Annotated in this window: 16 protein-coding genes and 1 tRNA gene; 12 read left to right on the top strand and 5 right to left on the bottom strand. The window is 41.7% G+C overall.

Annotated features, from left to right (window positions below; genetic code table 11):
- Window positions 1–37: 37 nt before the first annotated feature.
- Together W7W_RS0112340 and W7W_RS0112335 are read right to left on the bottom strand one after the other, a co-directional pair.
- Window positions 38–2,455: a GumC family protein gene (locus W7W_RS0112340; protein ID WP_157202480.1), complete on the bottom strand. Its 2,418-nt coding sequence runs from the start codon at window positions 2,453–2,455 to the stop codon at window positions 38–40.
- Between the two features lie 27 nt (window positions 2,456–2,482).
- Window positions 2,483–3,295, bottom strand: coding sequence for a polysaccharide biosynthesis/export family protein (locus W7W_RS0112335; RefSeq protein ID WP_010664051.1), 813 nt, complete (start codon window positions 3,293–3,295; stop codon window positions 2,483–2,485).
- Between the two features lie 493 nt (window positions 3,296–3,788).
- Here W7W_RS0112335 and W7W_RS0112330 point away from each other — a divergent pair, with 493 nt between their 5' ends.
- From W7W_RS0112330 to murB, 4 genes are all read left to right on the top strand, one after another.
- Window positions 3,789–4,919 (top strand): glycosyltransferase family 4 protein, encoded by a 1,131-nt coding sequence (locus W7W_RS0112330; protein WP_010664050.1) that lies wholly within the window; start codon window positions 3,789–3,791, stop codon window positions 4,917–4,919.
- 97 nt (window positions 4,920–5,016) lie between these two features.
- Complete coding sequence (locus W7W_RS0112325; protein ID WP_010664049.1) at window positions 5,017–5,772, top strand: glycosyltransferase family 2 protein; 756 nt, start codon at window positions 5,017–5,019, stop codon at window positions 5,770–5,772.
- An 87-nt stretch (window positions 5,773–5,859) separates the two neighbouring features.
- The gene (locus W7W_RS0112320) at window positions 5,860–8,256 is read left to right on the top strand and encodes a polysaccharide biosynthesis tyrosine autokinase (protein ID WP_010664048.1); all 2,397 of its coding nucleotides are present in this window, start codon (window positions 5,860–5,862) and stop codon (window positions 8,254–8,256) included.
- Window positions 8,257–8,370: 114 nt separating this feature from the next.
- Entirely contained in the window at window positions 8,371–9,381 is a 1,011-nt protein-coding gene (gene murB / locus W7W_RS0112315) for a UDP-N-acetylmuramate dehydrogenase (RefSeq protein ID WP_010664047.1), read from the top strand.
- 202 nt (window positions 9,382–9,583) lie between these two features.
- Here murB and mltG read toward each other — a convergent pair whose 3' ends face one another.
- Window positions 9,584–10,660, bottom strand: a complete 1,077-nt coding sequence (gene mltG, locus W7W_RS0112310; protein ID WP_010664046.1) for an endolytic transglycosylase MltG — start codon at window positions 10,658–10,660, stop codon at window positions 9,584–9,586.
- A 365-nt stretch (window positions 10,661–11,025) separates the two neighbouring features.
- On the opposite strand from mltG, the gene W7W_RS0112300 reads away from it, so the two are divergent.
- Together W7W_RS0112300 and W7W_RS0112295 are read left to right on the top strand one after the other, a co-directional pair.
- Window positions 11,026–11,505, top strand: a complete 480-nt coding sequence (locus tag W7W_RS0112300; protein WP_010664045.1) for an SPOR domain-containing protein — start codon at window positions 11,026–11,028, stop codon at window positions 11,503–11,505.
- 40 nt (window positions 11,506–11,545) lie between these two features.
- A complete protein-coding gene (locus W7W_RS0112295; RefSeq protein ID WP_010664044.1) occupies window positions 11,546–12,748 on the top strand; it encodes an FprA family A-type flavoprotein in 1,203 nt (400 codons plus the stop codon).
- A gap of 384 nt (window positions 12,749–13,132) precedes the next feature.
- Here the strand turns inward: W7W_RS0112295 and W7W_RS0112290 are convergent, their stop codons facing one another.
- Entirely contained in the window at window positions 13,133–13,657 is a 525-nt protein-coding gene (locus W7W_RS0112290; protein WP_010664043.1) for a DUF7935 family protein, read from the bottom strand.
- Between the two features lie 323 nt (window positions 13,658–13,980).
- On the opposite strand from W7W_RS0112290, the gene W7W_RS0112285 reads away from it, so the two are divergent.
- The 5 genes from W7W_RS0112285 (at window position 13,981) to W7W_RS0112260 (ending at window position 19,854) form a co-directional block, all read left to right on the top strand.
- A complete protein-coding gene (locus W7W_RS0112285; RefSeq protein WP_010664042.1) occupies window positions 13,981–15,174 on the top strand; it encodes a pyridoxal phosphate-dependent aminotransferase in 1,194 nt (397 codons plus the stop codon).
- A 465-nt stretch (window positions 15,175–15,639) separates the two neighbouring features.
- Window positions 15,640–16,377 carry a cell division ATP-binding protein FtsE gene (locus W7W_RS0112275; RefSeq protein WP_010664040.1) on the top strand — a complete coding sequence of 246 codons (738 nt, stop codon included), beginning with the start codon at window positions 15,640–15,642 and terminating at the stop codon, window positions 16,375–16,377.
- 228 nt (window positions 16,378–16,605) lie between these two features.
- A complete protein-coding gene (locus W7W_RS0112270) occupies window positions 16,606–17,133 on the top strand; it encodes an FKBP-type peptidyl-prolyl cis-trans isomerase (protein ID WP_010664039.1) in 528 nt (175 codons plus the stop codon).
- 128 nt (window positions 17,134–17,261) lie between these two features.
- Window positions 17,262–18,332 carry a chorismate synthase gene (aroC, locus tag W7W_RS0112265; RefSeq protein ID WP_010664038.1) on the top strand — a complete coding sequence of 357 codons (1,071 nt, stop codon included), beginning with the start codon at window positions 17,262–17,264 and terminating at the stop codon, window positions 18,330–18,332.
- Window positions 18,333–18,441: 109 nt separating this feature from the next.
- A complete protein-coding gene (locus W7W_RS0112260) occupies window positions 18,442–19,854 on the top strand; it encodes a dicarboxylate/amino acid:cation symporter (protein ID WP_010664037.1) in 1,413 nt (470 codons plus the stop codon).
- A 370-nt stretch (window positions 19,855–20,224) separates the two neighbouring features.
- Here W7W_RS0112260 and W7W_RS0112255 read toward each other — a convergent pair whose 3' ends face one another.
- Window positions 20,225–21,586, bottom strand: a complete 1,362-nt coding sequence (locus tag W7W_RS0112255) for a sensor histidine kinase (protein ID WP_010664036.1) — start codon at window positions 21,584–21,586, stop codon at window positions 20,225–20,227.
- A gap of 113 nt (window positions 21,587–21,699) precedes the next feature.
- Here W7W_RS0112255 and W7W_RS0112250 point away from each other — a divergent pair.
- A tRNA-Pro gene (locus tag W7W_RS0112250) sits at window positions 21,700–21,776 on the top strand.
- Window positions 21,777–21,883 lie beyond the last annotated feature (107 nt).

Genomic DNA, 21,883 nt, shown 5'->3' with positions numbered 1-21,883 from the left:
TCCGGGAAGATTAAATGTCGGTTTGCATTGATGAAAATTATTGCTCCTCATAGTAACCATGTCCATAACCGTAACCATAACCGTACCCATATCCATAACCGTATCCATACCCGTATTTTGCATTTTTCCGGCCTTTTTTAATCTGGATATCGTTAAACAGAACACCGGTGTTGGTGATTCCTTCTGTTTCCAGATGTTTCAGTGTTTGATAAAAAGCTTCGCGGATGGTATAGTTTTGACGCGCCAGGAATATTAATGTATCTGACTTTCGGGCCAGCAACACAGGATCTGCCACTACGCCCATGGGAGGGGTATCCAGAATAATTACATCAAAACGTTTGCTAAGTTCTTCAAACAACTCATTGGTTTTGGGGGAGGAGATGAGTTCCGAGGGGTTGGGTGGAATTGCTCCGGAAGGAATTACAAATAAATTGTCCTGCTCGGTTGTGTGAATGATATCATCCAGCTGAACCTTACCGATGTAGTATTGCGATAAACCTTCATAGTCGTTAAGGTTGAGTACTTTATTTAACCCTGGTTTTCGCATATCAAAACCAATAATGACTGTTTTCTTTTCGGAATAGGCAAAAACCGCAGCGAGATTGAGGGCGCAAAAGGTTTTTCCTTCGCCCGGCATTGAGCTTGATATGGCAATAACGGGAGTCTTAACATTGTTGGTCAGATATTCCAGCCGGGTTCTTACCCTGCGGAAAGTCTCGGTGATTACAGACTTGGGGTGATTCACAACTACATTGGTAACGCCCTTATGACTGTGCATGATATGACCAATAATAGGAATGGAAGTGAGCTTTTCAATTTCATCCGTAGTAGTGATGCGATTGTTGAGAAGCTGTCGCAGCACAATAAAAATGAGGGGGAGAAGGATTCCGGCAAACAGTGCTTTTTGATAATTAGCGTTGGTTTTGGGATAAACAGTGCCTGTAAAACGGGGTTTCTCCAGTACCGAATGGTCCGAAGTGTTGGATGCTTTCTGTATTTGTGCTTCCGAACGCTTCCTGAGAAGAAATGTATAAACCTCACTGTTCAAATCAAATTGGCGTTCTATCCCCAGTAGACGACGTTCTTTTTCAGGCAGTTGATAGAGCTGGCTGGTAACCGAACGCTTTTCTTCTTCAAGGCGGGATATGGATTCCTCAATGATTTTTTTCTGATTGTTGATGGCCTCAATCAGGGTGTTTCTTGCAACCATTATCTGCTTGTCCAGTTCATTTTTATACGGATTGTTTTGTCCGCTAAGGGTTAGCCGCTCATTGTTCAATTCCAGAATTTTATTGATCTGGGTTGAGATAATGGGATTGTCGATGTTGAAAGATGCCGGTGCCAGACCTTTATTCAGAATGTTTTCGGACGAAAAATAATTGTCCAGATAATCGTAGTAATTATAAGTTAACCGTTTTTCCGAAATCCTGGTGGTTAATTCCTGAATCTGGGTAAACAAGTGTTCCGCCTCTGAGCTGATACTCTGAATCTGATGTTCGGTACGGTAGGTGCTCAATTCTGTTCCTTTTTGAGATAAGGAGTCTGAAATGATAATCAGCTGTTCTTCAATAAAACTAATTGTATTGGTGGCAATTTGGTTTTTCTTTTCCAGGTTGGCATTGATAAATGTTTCGGATAGCTTATTCAGAAAGGTGGTGTTTTTCTGATGGTTATGCCCGGTGACTGAAATATTAACAATGGAGGAGTTTTCACCGGCTTTTTGTGCCGAGAGGACTGATGAATATCGGGCTGTAAGACTTTCAGGATGGTTGAATTGAAAGTAATATGCGTTGTCAGGGCTTGCAGAAAGTCCGTTGTTTTCAACGATAATTCTTAGCCATGGAGTTTCCACCAATTCACCAAAGTTGAATTTTCCTTTGAAATCAATCACACTTTGGCTTCCCTGCGTGGACTCGTTGTTGTAAACAATAGTGCTGTAGCCTTCTGATTTTACGGTAAGTTCAAACTGGTTTTCATTGAGAACTGTGAGGTAAATGGGTACATTTAAAATTTGAGCCGAAGAAGAATCCGGGCGGATACGAAATCCGGGATTGGAATAAATTTCTGTGTTTTTTAATCTGCCTGCAGCAAAATAGCTGATATTAAAATCCAGTTGGTCGATGGTTTGGCGGATGATATCCCTTGAAGTCAATACAGCAATCTGATTGTCGAGGTTTCTTTGCCCGGGAGTAAGCCCGAAGCCTTCCATCATACTTTCTCTGGAGTTTTCGGTTCCCCGTTCTTCCATCAGCAACGACATCGAGGCCCGGTAAATGGGTGAGGAGTAACGGTGAATGGCAAAAACAATACCCAGGGCCAGAGGAATGGTAATGGCAAACAACCACCAGAAACGAAGCAAATCGATTAACAGTTTCTTGTAGTCCAGCATAAATTGTGATGACTGTTGCTGGTTTTCCTGATTACGTAACTGATGGAGCTTATTATTTTGTTGCATTGTTTTCAGAGTGCTTTAGCAGATTTATTAGCGGGAAATCGCTTCAATGGTCAGGTAAAGGGCAAGAACGGAACTGATGATGCCAAAGGAGAATGTTTCTCCGATGCCAAAACTTTTGGCTTTCATGGGGCGTACGTAAATCAGATCGTTGGGATATACATAATATTCATCGGAGCCTACAATATTATTGTCCGTAATGTCCACAAAGAAGGTTTTATAACCATCTCCGTCGGGACGTATAATTTTTATCTCTTTGCGTTTACCGAATGTTCTTACATCTCCTGCCAGGGCTATTGCTTCATAAATAGTGATTTGTTCTTTCCCCATTTTAATTCGCCCCGGACTACCCACTTCCCCTAAAATCACAAACGAATCACTGGCAAGGCGCATTTTTACGTGCGCATCACTGACGAATGGAACTAAAACACTTTCCATTTTCTCTCTGGCCTGTTGGAGTGTGCAGCCTTCAAAATTGATGGTTCCCACAAACGGAAAATCAATGTTCATGTTGTCGTCCACAAGGTAAGTATATAATGACTGACTCTGTTGATTGCTGCTCCCGCCGGACCGGTTAGGATTAAAGAACTCTGAAAGCTTGGGGTTGCTGGTGTTTACCTGAATGTAAAGCAGGTCGTTGGGACGAAGAACATATCTTTCAGTAATGGTGGTCAAGTCAGAATATGGGTTCTCATAGTTCCGGTCATCAGCCTGGTTTTGCAGATAAACCGTCTCTTTTTGCGGAATACAGCCGGAAATAAGACCGATGAGAATAAAAAACAAAACGGCGTTTCCAATCCGGAAAGAAAATTTGTTTGGCAACAAAGTCATATTTTTTTGCATAATGGAATATTGTGTCCGGTTTTAACTGCCAAATTTATGGTTTTCTTTTTTAAAATTAAACATTCATAAATTTAACTTTCTCAAAAGGGTTTTGTAAATTTGCACCAGAATTGTTTATTCTCTTTTATATCATTTAAAAAGAGGGCCTTTTTTACCTGAAAGTTATATTTTGTCAGTAGTTGTTCCTTGCTGGTAGTGAGTGTTTTGCTAATGATTGATATTTTTTATGTGCAAAATATCAGAATGTTTATTGGAGGAATAACGAATGGACATCAATAAATTTGATAACCCTGAGCTGTTGACTTCGTAAGAAAAAGCAGGAGATTGTATTTCCTTTCGAATTGATGATGATGCCGGATTTGAAAAAGATTCAGTAATCTGAGGATAAAAAGCGAAACGGTTCCCGGTAATTAGGGAAGTATTGATAATATCCGGAATTCGAGTTATATTATCTTGATTTGCATTGGGTTACTAACCTGGAAAGATTGAACAGATGATTGATTATTCTACTATTTTGATGGTTTTGTTTGCCGCAATACTCTCTTTTTTGCTGGTTTTTCTTTCGATACCCACCATTCTCAGAGTCTCACATGCCAAAAATTTGTTTGATGAACCCGGAAAAAGAAGGATTCATAAGCAGGCCGTCCCGAACCTGGGAGGTCTTGGGATATTTATCGGAATACTTTTTACCTATTCTTTATATATTGATTGGTTTGACATCAGAGCTGTTCCATTTATTATTCCTGCTTTACTGGTGATATTTTCTATTGGCATCAAGGATGACATCATGATTACTGCACCAATGGTTAAATTACTGGGGCAGATTCTTGCGGCTTTTATCATTGTGGGGTTTGGTGATTTACGCCTTACCGATTTTCATGGATTTTTCGGACTTCAGCCTGATTATTTTTCAAGTATGGCCATCTCCATTCTTTTTGTGATATTTATAGTCAACGGGTTTAATCTGATTGATGGAGTGGATGGACTGGCTACCATCAGCGGTATGATCTCTATAATGGCTTTTTCCTTGTGGTTTTTTATCAACGGTAACTTTCACATTTCAACGCTGGGCGCGATTGTGATGGGTGCATTATTAGCTTTTCTCTATTATAATGTATTTTCTAAGCGGCAGAAGATATTCATGGGTGATACAGGCTCTATGATTATCGGATTTATTCTGGCCACGATGGCATTGCAATTTATGGAGGCCAATGCACCTGCGGTCAGAAGCAACCTGAATATTCAGATGATTTCTGCCCCTGCGGTGGTCGTCGGGATTTTGATAGTGCCGGTGATTGACACTTTGCGGGTTTTCTTCCTGCGATTGTCGAAAGGAAATTCTCCGTTTGTTGCAGATAAAAATCACATTCACCACCGTTTGTTGACGCTCGGATTCTCACATATTCAAATTGCTTTGATTCTGGGGGGTGTTAATATCTTTTTCATTGTGCTCAATTTTTTGTTGAAAGACTTTGGGATGCTGAAACTTATGGTTTTAAATCTCGTATTGGGATTTGTAATATTTTATCTTCCTGCTATGTTTATTCGCATTAAACTGAAGAAGTTGCGGAATGATCAGGTTGAAACGAGCATGGCAAGTACTGTCTCAAGAGAACAAGAATAAGTTTCTGCATGCGAGTTCCATCAAACCAATACTTAGACTAATTTTATACTGATGAAATTACCAATCCGGGAATGGATTGATTATACGAAAGAGCAAGATGAACAAGAGAATATCCCTTATTACCGTTACATATCAGTCAGCTGAAACGTTGAAAGATACCATTGAGTCAGTTCGTCGTCAGCATTTTACCGATATGGAATATATTGTAGTGGATGGTGGATCTGTGGACGGCACACTGGATATTCTGAAAAATAGTTCCGATGTTGTTGACCAATGGATCAGTGAGCCTGATAACGGAATTTATGATGCAATGAACAAAGGAATTGCGCTTGCGACCGGCGAAGTGATAGGGTTTCTACACGCGGATGATATGTTCGCAAATGGTGAAGTGATTGGAAATGTGCTGGATAGGTATGAAGACTCCAAATTTCACCTGCTTTATGGTGATTTGGAATATGTGCATTCTGAAAACCCGGAGAGAGTAGTACGGTTTTGGCGGAGTGGTTCCTTCCGGAGACAGCAGTTACAGAGAGGCTGGATGCCTCCGCACCCAACAGTTTATGTCAGGCGCGATTTCTTTAAAAAAATAGGCGGATTCAACACCGAGTACCGCATCTCAGCCGATTATGAATGGTTACTGAGAGCCCTTTCTTTTCCGTCCGTCAAGGTGGAATATCTTCCCGAGGTTTTGGTTAGAATGCGGATGGGAGGCGCAAGTAACAAGTCTCTTCGCAATGTAATTGCCAAATCGGGAGAAGACCTACGAGCACTGAAAGACAGTGGAGTAGGTGGTTTTCGGACGCTTTTCTGGAAAAATGCTTCAAAAATTTCCCAGTTTGTACGACGTAACTGATTTTACAGAAAAAAAAGTCCCTTTCTTCGGTTTTTTTTATTGATGTTTGTTGGTTATTTTAGCACCGCAAAATAAAACTCATTCTGTATGGCAATACCTCCCAAAGGACCAGCAAATGCAGCGGGGCACGGGCCCGGTTTCAAAAACGATGGTTTTTCCGATATCAAAAAGATCGTAAGGCTGGTGTTGCATCACTGGTTCCTGTTTGCATTGAGTATTCCGCTGTTTCTGGGTGGGGTTTACATCTATCACCGTTATACTTTGCCCGTTTACAAAGGGACTGTTACCATGCTTTTTAAGAGTGAAAGCGAGAGGATGATGCGTGATATTAACCTTATGGAGGGATTTGGCCTCTCGGCTGAAGTTCGGAATATTGAAAATCAGTCTTTTATTATCCGTTCACAAAAAACCATCAGGGAAGTTATTGACAGACTTGACTTCCGAGTTTCTTATTTTGCTGATGGACGTTTTAAAGATACAGAGTTATATCAGTCTGCTCCTTTTGTTATCGAACTTGAAGAGTCACATCCCCAGATGCTTGGAGTCCCCATTTATATTTCTATGGCGGAAGGTGGCTTGATAAATGTTTCTGCCTCTTCAGAGTCGGGAATTCTCCATCGTTTTGATGAGGACCGGACTGTTGGGAGAGCTGTTCCGTTCGAATTTGAGAAAACCGTAAAAGTCGGAGAGCTGGTAGAACATCATAATTTTGCTTTCCGGATACATCGCAACGACGGTTTGACCTCCGGAAGCGGTGAGTATTACGTGCAGTTTCATTCCCATGCTCAGTTAACCTCCCGGTACCGGTCACGGGTTAATGTAAGTAATTATCGCGAAGGCTCCTCTATTGTTTTTATAGGCTCGACAGGAAATAATCCACGTAAAATTGTTGCTTTTCTCGACGTGCTGTCTGACGTGATTGTGGAAAACAATCTGAAACGTAAAAACGATATGGCTACCCGGTCACTGGATTTTATTCAGAATCAGCTAAAGAATGTAGCTGATACCCTGAACCAAACCCAGCAGCAGTTGATGGCGTTTCGTAAGGAAAACCGGTTTATGGTGCCGTCTGAATTTGCATCCGATCTGGCGGGACAGTTCATAGAGAAAGAAAAGGAACTACGTCTTCTCGAAATCAGATATGATTATTTTCAGCAGCTTAAAGACCGGCTGAAAAACGGAGATATGAAAGAGGAGTATTTGCTGACTGCTTTTGCCAATGATGATGCCGGGGTCGTGAATCAGTTGGTGGGTAAATACATGGATGTTTTATCAGAACTTAAATCTGTAGAACTTACCGCCGGAACGGCAAATCCCTATTATCGTCAACTGGAACAGGAACTGAAAATTGTGAGTGAAACAATGATTCAAGCCATCGACAAGAGAATGGAATCAATTCTTGTTCGCCAGGGAGAAATGAACAGGCAGATTGCCGCTCTCTCAGGAAGGATGAATAATCTGCCCGAATTGGAAAAAGAGTACCTGGAACTGGAAAGAGCATTTAAGTTGAATGATGCTATTTATACATTTTTACTTCAGAAGAATTCAGAAACTCAGATTGCAAAAGCATCAAATATTCCTGACAATGAAGTGCTGGATCAGGCTACAATATCAGGGATTGTATCTCCCGATAAAAAAGGAAATTACGGAAAAGCTTTTCTTCTTTCACTGATTCTCCCGGCTGCCATCATTGGATTGCGGGAGATGTTGAATACCCGGGTACGCGACCGTCAGGAGATGGAGACAATTGCCGGTGACTTTCCCAATATGGGCAGTATCGTTCGTAATCGCGTGGTGGGCGAAAATGCGATTAACCAATCGCCTCACTCACTTTTAGCCGAATCGTTCAGGTCGTTGCGAACCAAAATACGGTTTATGCTGGCCGAAGATACTCATCAGGTGATTTTGCTTACTTCCACTAATACAGGTGAAGGTAAGACTTTTTGCGCGCTAAATCTGGCTACGGTATTTGCCATTTCCGGAAAAAAAGTTGCATTGCTGGGTTTTGATATGCGAAAGCCGAGATTGTCAGAGATTTTTGATAAAAATCAAAACATCGGTATTTCCAATTACCTTTCTGGAATGAATGAAATTGAAGAGATTGTTTATCCTTCTGAAGTTGATAATATGTGGCTGGTGCCTTCTGGTGTTACACCACCTAACCCATCCGAGTTGATTGCGGGTGAACGTACCAGTGTTTTGTTTGATTACCTCAGAAGCAATTTTGATGTAATTATTGTGGATACACCTCCAATTGGTTTGGTAGCCGACGCGCGGATTTTAATTCAGTATTCGGATTGCAGATTGTTTGTGGTAAGAGCAGGAATGACGAATAAGGAACATTTTGCGGCAACCATTGATGAACTGCGCGATGAAAAGATAGACAGGGTAGGGTTGGTATTGAATGACATCAATCCGGGAGATAAGCGTTACGGTTATTACAATACCGGTTATTACGGACCTCCCGCAGAAGATTCAAGATAAGTTGTCCGGAAGTTTTCATTCCTTTTTTCTTTGGCGAGAAAAATAATTCGACCTGACTGGTAAAAAAACCAGGAATCAGGTTCTGTTTTTGTAAAACACAACTCTCCTTATTTAATGCAACACTATACCAATTATTCTCTTAAAAAACGAAATACTTTTGGGCTTGATGTAAAAGCAAAAGATTTTTTTGTATTTGAAAATTCAAAAGAACTGAGCACCTGGCTTGCTCAGGGACATTCGAAAGGTCAGATTCTGGTAATTGGTGGCGGAAGCAATCTTCTTTTTACCAGAGATTATGAAGGGATTGTATTGTCCCCCGAACTGAAGGGAATAGAAATTATCGCAGAGGATGAAAAAAAGGTGCTGGTTCGTTTTGCAGCAGGCGAGGAGTGGGACACTTGTGTGCAATGGGCGGTAGAGAACGGGTTAGGGGGAATTGAAAACCTTTCCTACATTCCGGGAAATGCAGGTGCTGCACCTGTTCAGAATATCGGAGCCTATGGTGTGGAAGTTGCCGATGTGGTGGAGTCTGTGGAAGGCGTGATGCTGGAGGATGGTTCGCCCTTTCGGAAATCCCGGGGAGAGTGTGATTTTGAGTATCGGTATAGTATTTTTAAAGGGCCGTTGAAAAACAAGGTAGTAGTGACTGGGGTGATTCTTAAATTGTCTAAAGAGCCTGCTTTTTCGCTCGATTATGGGGCAGTTAGAGAACAGGTGAGTCGTCTTGGGGGCCTTTCTCTTGGGAACATCAGAAATGCGATTGTGGACATTCGGAAAGAAAAATTACCGGAACCCGATGAATTTGGAAATGCCGGAAGCTTCTTTAAAAATCCTGTGGTAGAGGCCTCCTCTTATCAGCAATTACAGAAGAAATGGCCGGAAATACCCGGATATGTGCTACAAAACGGGGAAAAAGTGAAAGTGCCGGCCGGCTGGCTGATTGAAAAGGCCGGCTGGAAAGGCCGTGAGTTTGGAAATGCCGGGGTTCACAAGAAGCAGGCACTGGTGTTAATCAATCGCGGTCATGCTACAGGCAGCGAAATTGCCGGTCTGGCAAAGGCGATTCAGGAGGATGTGTTTTCCACCTTTGGCATACAGCTATATCCTGAAGTCAATTTTTTATGATCGTGGGTTTTCTCTTATTTTTTGATATTTCTCTTTGAAAGTCTTGACCTGCCTTATACAAGTGTAAAGCCCCTTAATTTTCCAAACATTATTGTCTGGAGAAATTTGGTTTTACCTGTTTAGATTACTTCGGTTTCTTCCGCCAAACCTCCCTAAAGTACCTGTTATTGCAAGTGACTACCCCAATTTAAGGTTTATTACACTACCGCCAGATTCTTCTTTGACTCAGCGCTCTCCGGTATTTTGCAGCATTGATGTTATGCTGACGCAACGTTTTGGCAAAATTGTGATATCCCGAAAAATCATCTTTGGCACACATATATAAATAGTCATGGTCCTCATGATTTAAAACTGCCTCAATGCCCGATACAGATGGGAAACGGATGGGGCCGGGGGGAAGTCCCCGGTACATATAGGTGTTGTAAGGAGAATCAATCTCCAGGTCGCGTGATAAGACTCTGTTTATTGTAAAATCCCCAAGAACAAATTTTATGGTGGGATCGGCCTGCAAGCGGATGCCCTTGTCCAATCTGTTGATGTACAAGCCTGCCACCGTTGCTTTTTCATCACTTTTTACCGTCTCTTCATCCACAATACTGGCAAGAGTGGCCACCTCTGTTGGTGTCATCCCCGATTTATCGGCCTTTTCCAGTCTGGATTCGTTCCAGAACTGGTTGTATTCCCTGTGCATGCGTGCGATAAATTCTTCTGCATCCGTATTCCACCAAATTTCATAGGTATTGGGAATAATCATGGCAGGTACAGTTGCCGGGGAAAATCCGTATTGGTTTAATAAACTGGTGTCGCGGAGAGCCTTTAATAGAGATGAAGAGTCTGCTTCTATGATTCGTGCAACCTTGCCTGCAAGTTCTTCACTGGTTCTCACATTATTGAAGGTCAGTTTGACGGGGGTTTGCAATCCGCCCCGGAGCATGTTCACCAATTCATTATTACTCATACCGTCCCTGAGCAGGTAATGTCCCGGATTCACTCTTTCCGGATATTCTTTTATTTTTGCCAGCCATACAAATGATTCGGTGTTCTTAAGGAATCCTGAAATCTCTAACAATCCACTTACATCCTCAAAAGTGGTGTTGGTAGGGACATAAAAACTTTCTGCTTTTTTACTATCAAGTACAACGTTAGGCGCAAATATTTTCTGTTGAAAACTCAGTGCCAGCCATGCCCCAGAAGCTATAACAATAGAAACAACGACAAAAAATATGATTAGTTTTCGTCCGTTTTTCTTATTTCGTTTGGTTGATTGTTTTAAACCCATTGTTTTCAAATATGATAAATTGTGTTCTATGGTAACAAAAAGGGCCGTAAAAATACAACTTTATAATAAATGGGTGACGGAACTTTTTGTTTGTTTCCAATGATTTTTTTTGCAATTTTGATGCCGTTCTTTGAAAGCCGGTTTTGCAGGGAACTTGCAGTCGCCGGCATAGAAAATGAAAAGTCCGGGGAATAGAATTTTGAGCGATGGAACGAGTCCTGAATGCTCGGGACGGGTTCCATTAGATTTATACTTAAATTTTAACCGAATGAAACGAGCATGGCAAGGGATGCCACAAAAGAGAATGTATAAATTCCTTACATGTGAGTTCCATCGGACCAATAACTTAGATAAATTATATACTGATGAGAAAGATATTTTTTATTTCAATGGCTGCGTTGATGCTTTCCTCCTGTGCTTCAATGCGAAAAGGATCCTCCAAAATGGCTTCTTCTCCTTATGCAGAGGGAGTGAAGGATGATGGTATTGAAGTCAGGGAAGATGTACAACCGGTTGTGAGAGAGGAAACTGAAGATGCATCCGAGCCTGCGATTGTGGTGCGGGAAGAAAAGGTAAAAACAGTGGATGTGGAGGAGACCACCGAGACCATTTTTCGCTATTATGTGATTATTGGTTCGTTCCGCTATATCGACAATGCACGTAATTACAAAACTGAATTGATTGATGAAGGGTTTGTGCCGGTAATTCTGGAGAATGAAAACGGATTGTTCAGGGTGTCAGTGGCCGCCTATAATGAGGAACAACCCGCAAGAAATAATATAGCTGCCATACGACGCAATTATCCTAAATATGCAGATGTGTGGCTGTTGATCAGAAAGCAATAACTGTAAAGAACTTTATTTAATAAATCAACTGTATTTAATTATGTATCAGCCAGTACAATTATCCGAGGATATTTTTTACATTGGTGTAAACGACAGACGAACAGAACTTTTTGAAAACATGTGGCCCCTTCCCCGTGGAGTGGCATACAATTCATATCTCATTAACGACGATAAGGTTGCGCTTCTGGATACTGTTGAGATAGGTCAGGTGGAGAAGTTTCTGAAGAAAATTCATGCTGTTATCGGTGATAAACCTGTTGATTACCTGGTGATAAATCATATGGAGCCGGACCACGCAGGGTCGGTAAATATCATACGTCAGCTTTATCCCGATATGCAAATCGTGGGTAACAAGAAAACACTTCCCATGGTGGAAGGCTTTTTTGGAATAACAGAAAATCTGGTGGAGGTAAAAGAGGGAGATGAACTGGATCTGGGAAAACATAAGCTTCAGTTTTATCTGGCACCGATGGTTCACTGGCCCGAAACGATGGTGACCTACGAACAGACACAGAAAATTCTTTTCTCGGCCGATGCATTTGGCAGTTTTGGAACTCTGGATGGAGGCGTTTTTGATGATGAAATGGATTTTTTATGGTTTCATGATGAGATGCGGCGTTACTACTCCAATATTGTGGGTAAGTACGGAAGTCCGGTACAGAAAGCGCTCGAAAAACTCAGTGCCCTGGATATAAAAATGATTGCAGCCACTCACGGACCCATTATCCGTAGTCACATCCCCGAGGTATTGAAGATGTATGATGACTGGAGCAGTCATAAAACGCAGGAAGGTGTTGTGGTAGCTTTTGCATCTATGTACGGGAACACTGAAGAAATGGCAGAGGTAACCGCCAGGGCAATTGCAGAGCAGGGCATCAGGGATATCCGGATTTATGATGTTTCCAAAACACATTCGTCCTATATCATTTCAGATATTTTTAAGTATAAGGCGTTGGTGCTGGCAAGTCCCACATACAGCAATGAGCTTCATCCCAATATGGAGGCTTTGGTGAATAAGCTGAAGCATATGGCAGTGAAAGATCATTATCTGGGGGTTTTGGGATCCTTTACCTGGGCCGGAACTGCCGCAAAAAGGTTGAAGGAGTTTGGTGAAGACCTTAAATGGGAAATTATTGGTTCCCCTGTGGAAGAAAAACATGCATTAAAGAAACAAAAATATGACGAGTGCCGTAAACTCGGAGAAGCTATTGCCATTAAACTGAAAGATGACAGAGAGGGATAACCTCACATGTTGTTGAGGAATAATGAAAAGCTTCTTTTCTTTTCCTTTTAAGACCAGGGCTGTTTCCGTTCACCGGAGACAGCCTTTTTTCTTAGTACTTGCAAGAAAATGACAATTTTCAAAACAGTCATTTGCTAAAAGTAAACTCCTGTTTTTTTAGTCATCTCAAGCCTTTCATTTGCTGCCTTCTTGTATGCACATTTGGAAAACCTAAGTTTTCTTGAGGACACCATTTTGTGCCCGGCTATAAATTAATCATGTGTCTGATCAGAAAGTGCCAATTGCAAGGCTTGCAAAGTCGCCAAAAGCGCAGTTTACTTACGTAAATGAGTATTTTGGCGGTAAGCGTAACGAAGCAAGTGGTACTTTATGGACAGACACTACTTATCTGGTGCTGAGTTCATCAATATCTTTCCGCATGCTCTCCAAAGCTTTGCTTACGGCCTGGTTGGCAGTGGCTCCCGCATCCTCGATAATTCGTCGTCCCAATTCGAATGAGGGGACATTGGGGGGAACCTGGGTTGAAGCGGTGTTAATGAGCCGGGAGACCTCTTCGCGTGCCTTTTTAATTTGTTCCCAGGTTTGGGGAGGAATATAAACCTGCATGGCCAGATTGTGATTGAATTCGGTACGAATGGTTTTAAGTAAATGACTTTGTAATTGAAATGCATTCATATTTTTTTGTTGTTCACGCAAAACAAGAGACTCGGGCGATATGCGTTCCAAAAACAATGTGAAGCGTTCAAAAGCCTGAAGCCGTTGTGTCAGAAGTTGGTGCCTGTTGGCCATCAGGAATTCCTGCCGTCTTTTTTTTGATTCATGATCCAGAAACCATTTGACTAAAACCAGTGTGAAAACCACGATCAGAATGATCGGAGCAAATATCAGAAGTAATTCAGTATTATTCATTTTTCATCAACTTTTGTATCTCGGTGAACAAAGTTAATGATTTTCTGATTGTATAAATATTCTTAATCAATTCCGTTCTTAATAAATATATTGAAAGTACTGACGGGCTTTTTTGTATCAAGACAAAAAAGTAATTCAGGGTTTAATGGATGAAATCCCTTTTGGAAAAATGTTTAGGACACTATTGATTCCTAACCTTAAATATCCTTAACCTTGTCAGGTGCAAAAAAAGACTATTTTTGTGCATTCATTCTTAACCTGATACCATAAAGAATGAAAAATATGCTTTAACGGCTTTGCCGAATATAAAAAAGATACATAATATGGAACAATTATCAGACAGACTGGCCCGGTTGCCTGAATCAGAAACTATAGCGATGGCGCAACGAAGCAGAGAGTTGCGTGAGCAGGGGAAAGATATCATTAACCTGAGTTTGGGAGAGCCTGATTTCCCTTCACCTCCGCATGTGAAAGAGGCTGCTATCAAGGCTATTGAAGATAATTTCTCTCATTATACTCCGGTTCCGGGAATTCCCGAGTTGAGGGATGCCATTGCTGCCAAATTGAAAAGAGACAATAACCTGGAATATTCTTCATCACAAATTGTAGTATCAACAGGCGGAAAACAATCCCTGTCCAATGCTATTTATGCGCTGGTAAACGAGGGTGACGAAGTAATTATTCCTTCTCCTTACTGGGTGAGCTATCCTGCCATGGCTCAGTTAGCCGGAGGGGAATCGGTTTTTGTTTATGCAGGCATAGATCAGGACTTTAAAATGACTCCCCGCCAGCTTGAGGAGGCCATTACTCCGAAAACAAAAGTGCTTTTGCTAAACAGTCCTTCCAATCCAACAGGAAGTGTTTATTCTCTTGCAGAATTAAAGGCGCTGGCTGCCGTATTGGAACAACATCCTCATGTATTTATTATTTCAGATGAGATATATGAATACATCAATTATGAGGAACCCCATCATTCATTGGCCGAGTTTCCTTCTATTAAGGACCGGGTAATTATTATAAATGGTGTTTCCAAGGGATTTGCCATGACCGGATGGCGCATAGGATATATGGCCGCTCCGGCCTGGATTGCTGCTGCTTGCTCACGTTTGCAGGGACAATATACTTCCGGGACCTCAGGGGTTTCTCAAAAGGCAGCACTGGCGGCCATTGATGGACCTATGGATTATACCAATGATATGGTGGAAGCCTTTCGCAGAAGACGTGAGTTGGTGGTAAAGCTGGCCAATGATATTCCCGGTCTTAAAGTCAATAATCCGGCTGGTGCATTTTACCTGTTCCCCAATGTAAGTGCGTTTTTTGGGAAAAGTTTCGACGGGAAAACCATTGAAAATGCAGGGGATCTGAGCTTTTATCTTCTTGAGCATGCTTATGTGGCAACGGTAAGTGGAACAGCTTTCGGTAATGAAAACTGCATCCGTTTTTCATATGCCACCAGCGATGAATTGTTGGTAGAGGCTATGCGGCGTATTAAAGAAGCTTTGGCAGCTCTTAAATAGTGTTTGTCTATAAAGTCCAACTTCTGCGTTGTTGCTCAAAATCTAAATCCTCATCCCGATTGTGCTTTTTGTTGGTTTTTTGTTCAAAAAACCTTACAAAAGCTACTTCGGGACTGCGGTTTAGATTTTTTACACGCCTTGAATTTGAATTTTCTAGTTCAAACACGTGAAAAACGCTTAGTTTATGGACAGAGACTAAATAGTGCTTGCCCGGAAAGATCAATTTCTGAAAACAGTTATTTACGAAAGTAAACGCCTTGATTTTCAAATAGGACAAGTCTTCAACCTGAACTTTTGGAATCAAGCACTGAGAAAAACTAAGTTTTCTTGCTGGCACCAAATAGAGTCCGTATATAAAGTCGGGAAAAACGGTTATTTTTGATAAATGTAATTTCTCATTTATCTTTAACGATCGGGATTGCAACCTGATTAATAAAGCAATTAATTCATTAATGTAACGAGTTCATGGCAAAAGAAACGCAACCGGTGGTCAATAAAAAAGGAAATATTGTAGAAATTTCCGATGGTTTGGTGCGTCAAAAAGAGAACATCATTCTCAGAGATGTTAATCTGGAGGTCAAACCTGGAGAATTTGTATATCTGATTGGCAGGGTCGGGAGTGGAAAATCCAGCTTGCTGAAGACCTTTTACGGAGATCTCCCTTTTTCTGATGGCTATGGTTTTGTTGCCGGCTACAGCCTGAAAATGTTGAAAAATCGTCAGCTCCCTTATCTTCGAAGAAAGATGGGGATTGTGTTTCAGGATTTTCAATTACTGACGGACCGGAATGTATATGATAACCTTCATTTTGTGTTGAAGGCTACAGGTTGGAAGAACCAGACCGATATGGATCATCAAATCAGAGATGTATTGTCGAAGGTGGATATGGTGCATAAAGGATACAAAATGCCGCACCAATTATCGGGAGGTGAGCAACAACGGATCGGTATCGCCCGGTCGTTGCTCAATAAACCCGACCTGATACTGGCTGATGAGCCTACCGGTAATCTGGATCCGGATACGTCGGATGATTTGCTGGAATTGCTCCACCATATTTGCAAGGAAGAGTCAAAAACTGTTATCATGGCAACACACAATTACGGGTTGATCAAGAAATTTCCCGGACGAACCATTCGTTGTGAAAATACACGCTTGGTGGAATCAGCCCAGGAAGAAATTGATTTTGACCAGCTTATTCAATGAACAATTATCAATGAACAGTGATCAATGAACAGTGATCAATGAACAATGATCAATAAAGGGGGGAAGAAGGATTTGCTCATAGCCTTTAGCTCCCCATCCTCTTTCAACCATCTCGCCATCTCACCGTCCTACGCCTTCTTCTTCTGTATTTTTTCCTTCACAGATTTGATTAAGAGTCAAAAACTGTGTTACTTTGCAACTTGTTTAACGAACAAAAGAATATACAGAATGGAAATTGCAAGAAACAAATTTGTATCGCTTTCATATCAATTGCGTCTCAATGGTGCCGAAGGTGATTTAGTGGAAGAAACCGGAGAGAACAATCCTTTACAATTCGTTTACGGAGCCGGAAAAATGATTGAGATGTTCGAGAAAAAAATCGAAGGTCTTAAGCAGGGCGACAATTTTAAGTTTGAGTTGAAAGCAGACGAAGCTTATGGTCAGGTAAATACTGAAGCTATTGTGGATCTGCCCAAAAATATCTTTGAAGTGGAAGGCAAGATTGATGAGTCTTTGCTCAAAGTTGGTAATATGGTGCCTATGCAGGATGCCAATGGTAACCGCCTGAACGGAATCGTTCTGGAAGTAACCGACGATACCGTGAAGATGGATTTTAACCATCCGTTGGCAGGCGATGACTTGCATTTTGCAGGTCAGGTGCTTGAGGTTCGTGATGCTACTGAAAACGAGCTTGTTGAGGCTGTTGGTGGCGACGGATGCAGTTCCGGATCCTGTGGGGACGGTTGCAGCTGCTAATAAACAAGAAAATTTTATAGAAAAAGGTGTTTCATTGATTGATGAAACACCTTTTTTTTGCTCATGTAGCCTGCAACACCTATTTTTACAAAGCATTTTTTTGAAAACGATATTAAAACAATAATACAATGGCAGGTAATACTTTTGGCAGAATATTTAAACTGACCTCTTTTGGAGAATCACACGGACGCGGTGTTGGTGGAATACTCGAGGGTGTGAAGCCCGGTCTGGAACTGGACATGGACTTTATTCAACAGGAACTGGACAGAAGACGACCCGGACAATCCAAAATTACCACTCCCCGTGATGAAAAAGACCGTGTGGAATTTCTTTCGGGCGTAATGGATGGGAAAGCCACGGGAACTCCTTTGGCATTTGCCATCTGGAACAAAGATCAAAAGTCAAACGATTACGACAACCTGAAGGATCTTTACCGGCCATCGCATGCCGATTATACCTATGATGCCAAATATGGAATACGTGATCACCGTGGCGGTGGGCGTTCATCCGCCAGGGAAACCATTGCAAGAGTTGTGGCAGGTGCCATTGCCAAATTGATGCTGAAGGAAACAGGTGTGGATATCACTGCCTTCGTTTCTCAGGTGGGTGAATTGATAATGGAAGAGGTGCCTGCTGATTTATCGGCCATCGAATCAACACCTGTGCGTTGTCCGGATACAACAATGGCAGAAAGGATGATTGATTACATCGACAAAATCCGTCAGGAAAAAGATTCTGTTGGGGGAGTTGTCAGCTGCGTAATCAGAAATGCTCCTGCAGGTCTTGGTGATCCTGTATTTGAGAAGTTGCATGCTGTTCTTGGTCAGGCAATGCTTTCCATAAATGCTGTTAAAGGGTTTGAGTACGGTTTGGGTTTTAAGGCCTCTTCAATGAGAGGATCTCAGCATAATGATGAGTTTTACACGGAAGCCGGGAAGGTAAAAACCCGCACCAATCGATCTGGTGGTGTACAGGGCGGTATTTCCAATGGAGAGGAGATTCTTTTTCGGGTGGCATTTAAACCGGTGGCAACAATATTGAAAGATCAAAATACGGTGGATAAGTCGGGCAATGAGGTGGTGATGAAAGCACGCGGACGACATGATCCCTGTGTGGTGCCACGTGCTGTGCCCATCGTGGAAGCAATGGCTGCGATGGTCATTGTGGATGCCTGGCTGATGAATAAAACTTATCAGTAGATTATTGATCATTGCTAATTAATCATTGCTAATTGCTAATTGATCATTGCTAATTGTTTATTGATCATTGATCATTGCTAATTGCTCATTGTTTATTGCTAATTGAAAAATGAAAAAGCTTCCTCTTCATTGGAAAATCATTATCGGACTTGTGCTGGGAATCATTTGGGCACTTGCATCCAGTTGGCTGGGGTGGGGAACATTCACCGAAAACTGGATTGCTCCCTGGGGCCGGATTTTTATTGATTTGTTGAAGCTTATTGCCGTTCCTTTGGTTCTTTTTTCTATTATTGGCGGTATTGTAAGTCTTGGTCATCCGCGTGATCTGGGGCGACTTGGCGGAAAAACATTGTTGTTTTACCTGTCAACAACCATTCTTTCGGTTACAGTGGGACTTGTATTGGTAAATGTACTGGCTCCAGGAAAAACCATTGAAAAGGAAGTTCGCCTGGAAAACAGAATGGGGTATGAGCTTTGGCTTCAGGAGCAGGGGCTGACTCCCAAAGACGGTCGGTGGTTTTCCCGTGACAGCACTTATCATCAGGTTCTGAATCAGGTCGCACAAAAAAGGGGATTTGAAGAGACAGATGAGGTCCGGATTCGTTTGGAAACGGCACAAAAGGCAGAAAAAAATGGGCCGTTGGTGTTTTTGGAAGATATGGTGCCGGGCAATTTGTTTTTAAGTTTGTCCGACAACCGAAATATGCTTCAGGTGATTTTCTTCGGAATATTTTTTGGTGTGGCCCTTTTGTTTGTCCCTTCAGAAAAAGCGGCACCGCTGAAACGATTGATTGATTCGATAGCTGAGGTTTTTCTTAAAATGGTAGAGCTCATAATGGCTGCAGCACCATTTTTTGTCTTTGCCCTCATGGCAGGGATGGTGAACCAGATGGCCGGAGGCAATCCGGGACATGTTCTGGAACTATTCAAAGGCCTTACCTGGTACTCACTGGTTGTTGTTCTGGGACTGGTTATAATGGCCTTTGTTATCTATCCGGCATTCATGGCCTTTTTTGTTAAAGGAATATCTTTTATGGATTTTCTTCGAGGCATCAGTCCTGCACAAATGCTTGCGTTTACTACTAGTAGCAGTGCTGCCACACTACCGGTTACACTTGAGTGTGTTGAAGAGAATCTGAAAGTGGATAAGCGGATTTCCAGTTTTGTCCTGCCCATCGGGGCTACCGTGAATATGGATGGAACCAGCCTTTATCAGGCAGTGGCAGTGGTTTTTTTGGCGCAAATGCATCTGGTGGACTTGAGCATAGGTCAGCAACTCACCGTTGTACTTACCGCTACTCTTGCCAGTATCGGAGCTGCTGCAATTCCCAGTGCAGGAGTGGTAATGCTGATGGTTGTTTTGAGCTCGGTAGGCCTTAATCCGGCATGGATTGGTATTATTCTGCCGGTTGACCGAATTCTGGATATGATGCGCACCGTTGTAAATGTCACAGGAGATGCAACTGTTTCCACAATTGTGGATAAAACTACTAATCTGGAAAATAAAACGCTAAAGGAGTAGCCTATTAGTGTTTTGCTCCTGATATTCATGTTTTTTTGCAAAATATTTCTAAAATGGCTACGCCATTTTTTGTTTGGCGTCCACGAATTACCCGAATTTTACGAATTAATAGAACTGCAAGCAGTTCTTAAAAGAGTGTTGCAATTCAATACTCGCCTGAAGGCATAAATTCGTGTAATTTGTGCCCCTTAGCTCTCTTGCTTGCTTGCAAGAACTGACAACATCATAATTGACTTTTTAAGGTGTTACCGAACTCCTTTCGGTCGTTTCGTGGCCAAAAAGAAGTAATTGCGGAGCAATCAACTTATCCAGCTAATTATTAATTGGCTTTCTTTTACTTGTTTGGTTCTGGCGATGCAAGGTTAGAAGATTATGAGAATGCTTGTTCCTTTTCTATTATAGGAATATTGGCAGATTGTCCGGATTCTTTTTCACCTTCCTGACTTGTAAGAATATCGGTCGAGAAAGAAAAAATGAAGGTTGATCCTTTATTAACCTCGGAATGGAGTTTGATCTGTCCGTCTAAAAGGTTGAGAATGGCCTTGCAAATAGAAAGGCCAAGTCCAACACCATCTGCATTGAAGCTTACATCTGAGCCATTGTTGAGCTGACTGAAACGTTCAAATATTTTCTCCTGCTGCTGTCTGGGGATTCCCGGACCTGTATCAAAAACAAAAAAATGTACTTTTTGGTTCTTTAATCTTACTCCATAACGTATTTCCCCTTGCCGGGTGACTTTTATGGCATTGGTTATGAGGTTTGAAAATACCTGAAACAAAAGTGTTCGGTCACTTTTGATAACAATGTTTTTGATTTCATCCGGAATATCTTTCTCGAAAAAAAGTCTGGTTTTCCGGATTTGTGTGATGTGGGCATTGTAAATCTGGCTAAATAAAGAGGAGATGCTGAATTCTGATGTATTTATCTCTACCAATTTGGCTTCCAGTTTTGATAAATCCAGAATATTGTTCAGCATATTGAGCAATAAGTCGCTGTTTTGCCGGATGATGTCAATGTAATCATGTTGTTCATTTTTTGTCAGGTCAGGACTTTTAAGTAATTCAGCAAAACCCACGATGGCATTCATGGGGGTACGGATTTCATGGCTCATATTGGCCAGATAGGCTGATTTTTGCTGATTGTCTTTTTCTGCCTGTTCTTTCTGTTGAATAATAATCTTGCGGGAATAGGTGAGGGTGGGCACAACTGCCAAAAACAGGAAGGAAATAACCACTACAAAATCCATGGTCCGTTGTTGTGCGGATTGATACATTAATACAATGTCGGGAAAGAAAAGCTCCAGCAAGAGTAATGCTACCACATTCAGCCCAAGAAGCAGTGAAATAATACCGACCCCAGGTTTTGGCTCCAGAAATACGATAAGAGCCATAAACGCTAAAAAAATAATTGGAGAGGGACTCTGTGAACCTCCATTAAAAATCCACATTCCGTTGAGGGTAATTACAGCAGAAGTATAAAAAAGCCCCTTTGCAAAAGAGCGGTATTTTTTACCGGGATAACGATAGAGAAAAAAAACAATCAGGAGAAATAAACTGACCACAGCACTCCATAACGCAACCATTCCGGGTAAGCCAATTAAAAGATTAAAAAGCGTACTGACGGCCGAGAACAAAAAGGTCAGGCAGACAATTAGGCAAAAAAAATGATCCGTATAATCATCTTCCTCAGTCAGGAATCTTTCTACCAATGTTTTTGTAAAATATTTAAGCATATGGGGTTAAGCTTTTATTTCGCGCAAATTTCCAAAATTATCTTAACAATGTAAAGTTATTTCGTAAAAAAAATATATTTTTGCAATCGCAAACGGGAGATATTCCTTGTTTTCGGGGTGTAGCGCAGCCCGGTAGCGCGCGTCGTTCGGGACGACGAGGTCCCAGGTTCGAATCCTGGTACCCCGACCAGACAAAATTTTTACGATTAACAGAAAATACAAAAGCCGCATAGACGTCAATGTTTATGCGGCTTTTGTGCGTTTTGAGATATTCTTGTTGTGTTTTAAAAAAACATC

It is taken from the genome of Marinilabilia salmonicolor JCM 21150, from assembly GCF_000259075.1.
Lineage (GTDB): Bacteria > Bacteroidota > Bacteroidia > Bacteroidales > Marinilabiliaceae > Marinilabilia > Marinilabilia salmonicolor.
This window is presented reverse-complemented; position numbering and strand designations above follow the sequence as displayed.

Bases quoted from the DNA above. Each gene is read 5' to 3' on its own strand.
- murB (WP_010664047.1), top strand. From the start codon at position 8,371: ATGCAACACTATACCAATTATTCTCTTAAAAAACGAAATACTTTTGGG.
- aroC (WP_010664038.1), top strand. From the start codon at position 17,262: ATGGCAGGTAATACTTTTGGCAGAATATTTAAACTGACCTCTTTTGGA.
- W7W_RS0112295 (WP_010664044.1), top strand. From the start codon at position 11,546: ATGTATCAGCCAGTACAATTATCCGAGGATATTTTTTACATTGGTGTA.
- W7W_RS0112325 (WP_010664049.1), top strand. From the start codon at position 5,017: ATGAACAAGAGAATATCCCTTATTACCGTTACATATCAGTCAGCTGAA.
- W7W_RS0112290 (WP_010664043.1), bottom strand. From the start codon at position 13,657: ATGAATAATACTGAATTACTTCTGATATTTGCTCCGATCATTCTGATC.
- W7W_RS0112260 (WP_010664037.1), top strand. From the start codon at position 18,442: ATGAAAAAGCTTCCTCTTCATTGGAAAATCATTATCGGACTTGTGCTG.
- W7W_RS0112320 (WP_010664048.1), top strand. From the start codon at position 5,860: ATGGCAATACCTCCCAAAGGACCAGCAAATGCAGCGGGGCACGGGCCC.
- W7W_RS0112330 (WP_010664050.1), top strand. From the start codon at position 3,789: ATGATTGATTATTCTACTATTTTGATGGTTTTGTTTGCCGCAATACTC.
- W7W_RS0112285 (WP_010664042.1), top strand. From the start codon at position 13,981: ATGGAACAATTATCAGACAGACTGGCCCGGTTGCCTGAATCAGAAACT.
- W7W_RS0112300 (WP_010664045.1), top strand. From the start codon at position 11,026: ATGAGAAAGATATTTTTTATTTCAATGGCTGCGTTGATGCTTTCCTCC.
- W7W_RS0112255 (WP_010664036.1), bottom strand. From the start codon at position 21,586: ATGCTTAAATATTTTACAAAAACATTGGTAGAAAGATTCCTGACTGAG.
- W7W_RS0112340 (WP_157202480.1), bottom strand. From the start codon at position 2,455: ATGCAACAAAATAATAAGCTCCATCAGTTACGTAATCAGGAAAACCAG.
- W7W_RS0112270 (WP_010664039.1), top strand. From the start codon at position 16,606: ATGGAAATTGCAAGAAACAAATTTGTATCGCTTTCATATCAATTGCGT.
- W7W_RS0112335 (WP_010664051.1), bottom strand. From the start codon at position 3,295: ATGCAAAAAAATATGACTTTGTTGCCAAACAAATTTTCTTTCCGGATT.
- mltG (WP_010664046.1), bottom strand. From the start codon at position 10,660: ATGGGTTTAAAACAATCAACCAAACGAAATAAGAAAAACGGACGAAAA.
- W7W_RS0112275 (WP_010664040.1), top strand. From the start codon at position 15,640: ATGGCAAAAGAAACGCAACCGGTGGTCAATAAAAAAGGAAATATTGTA.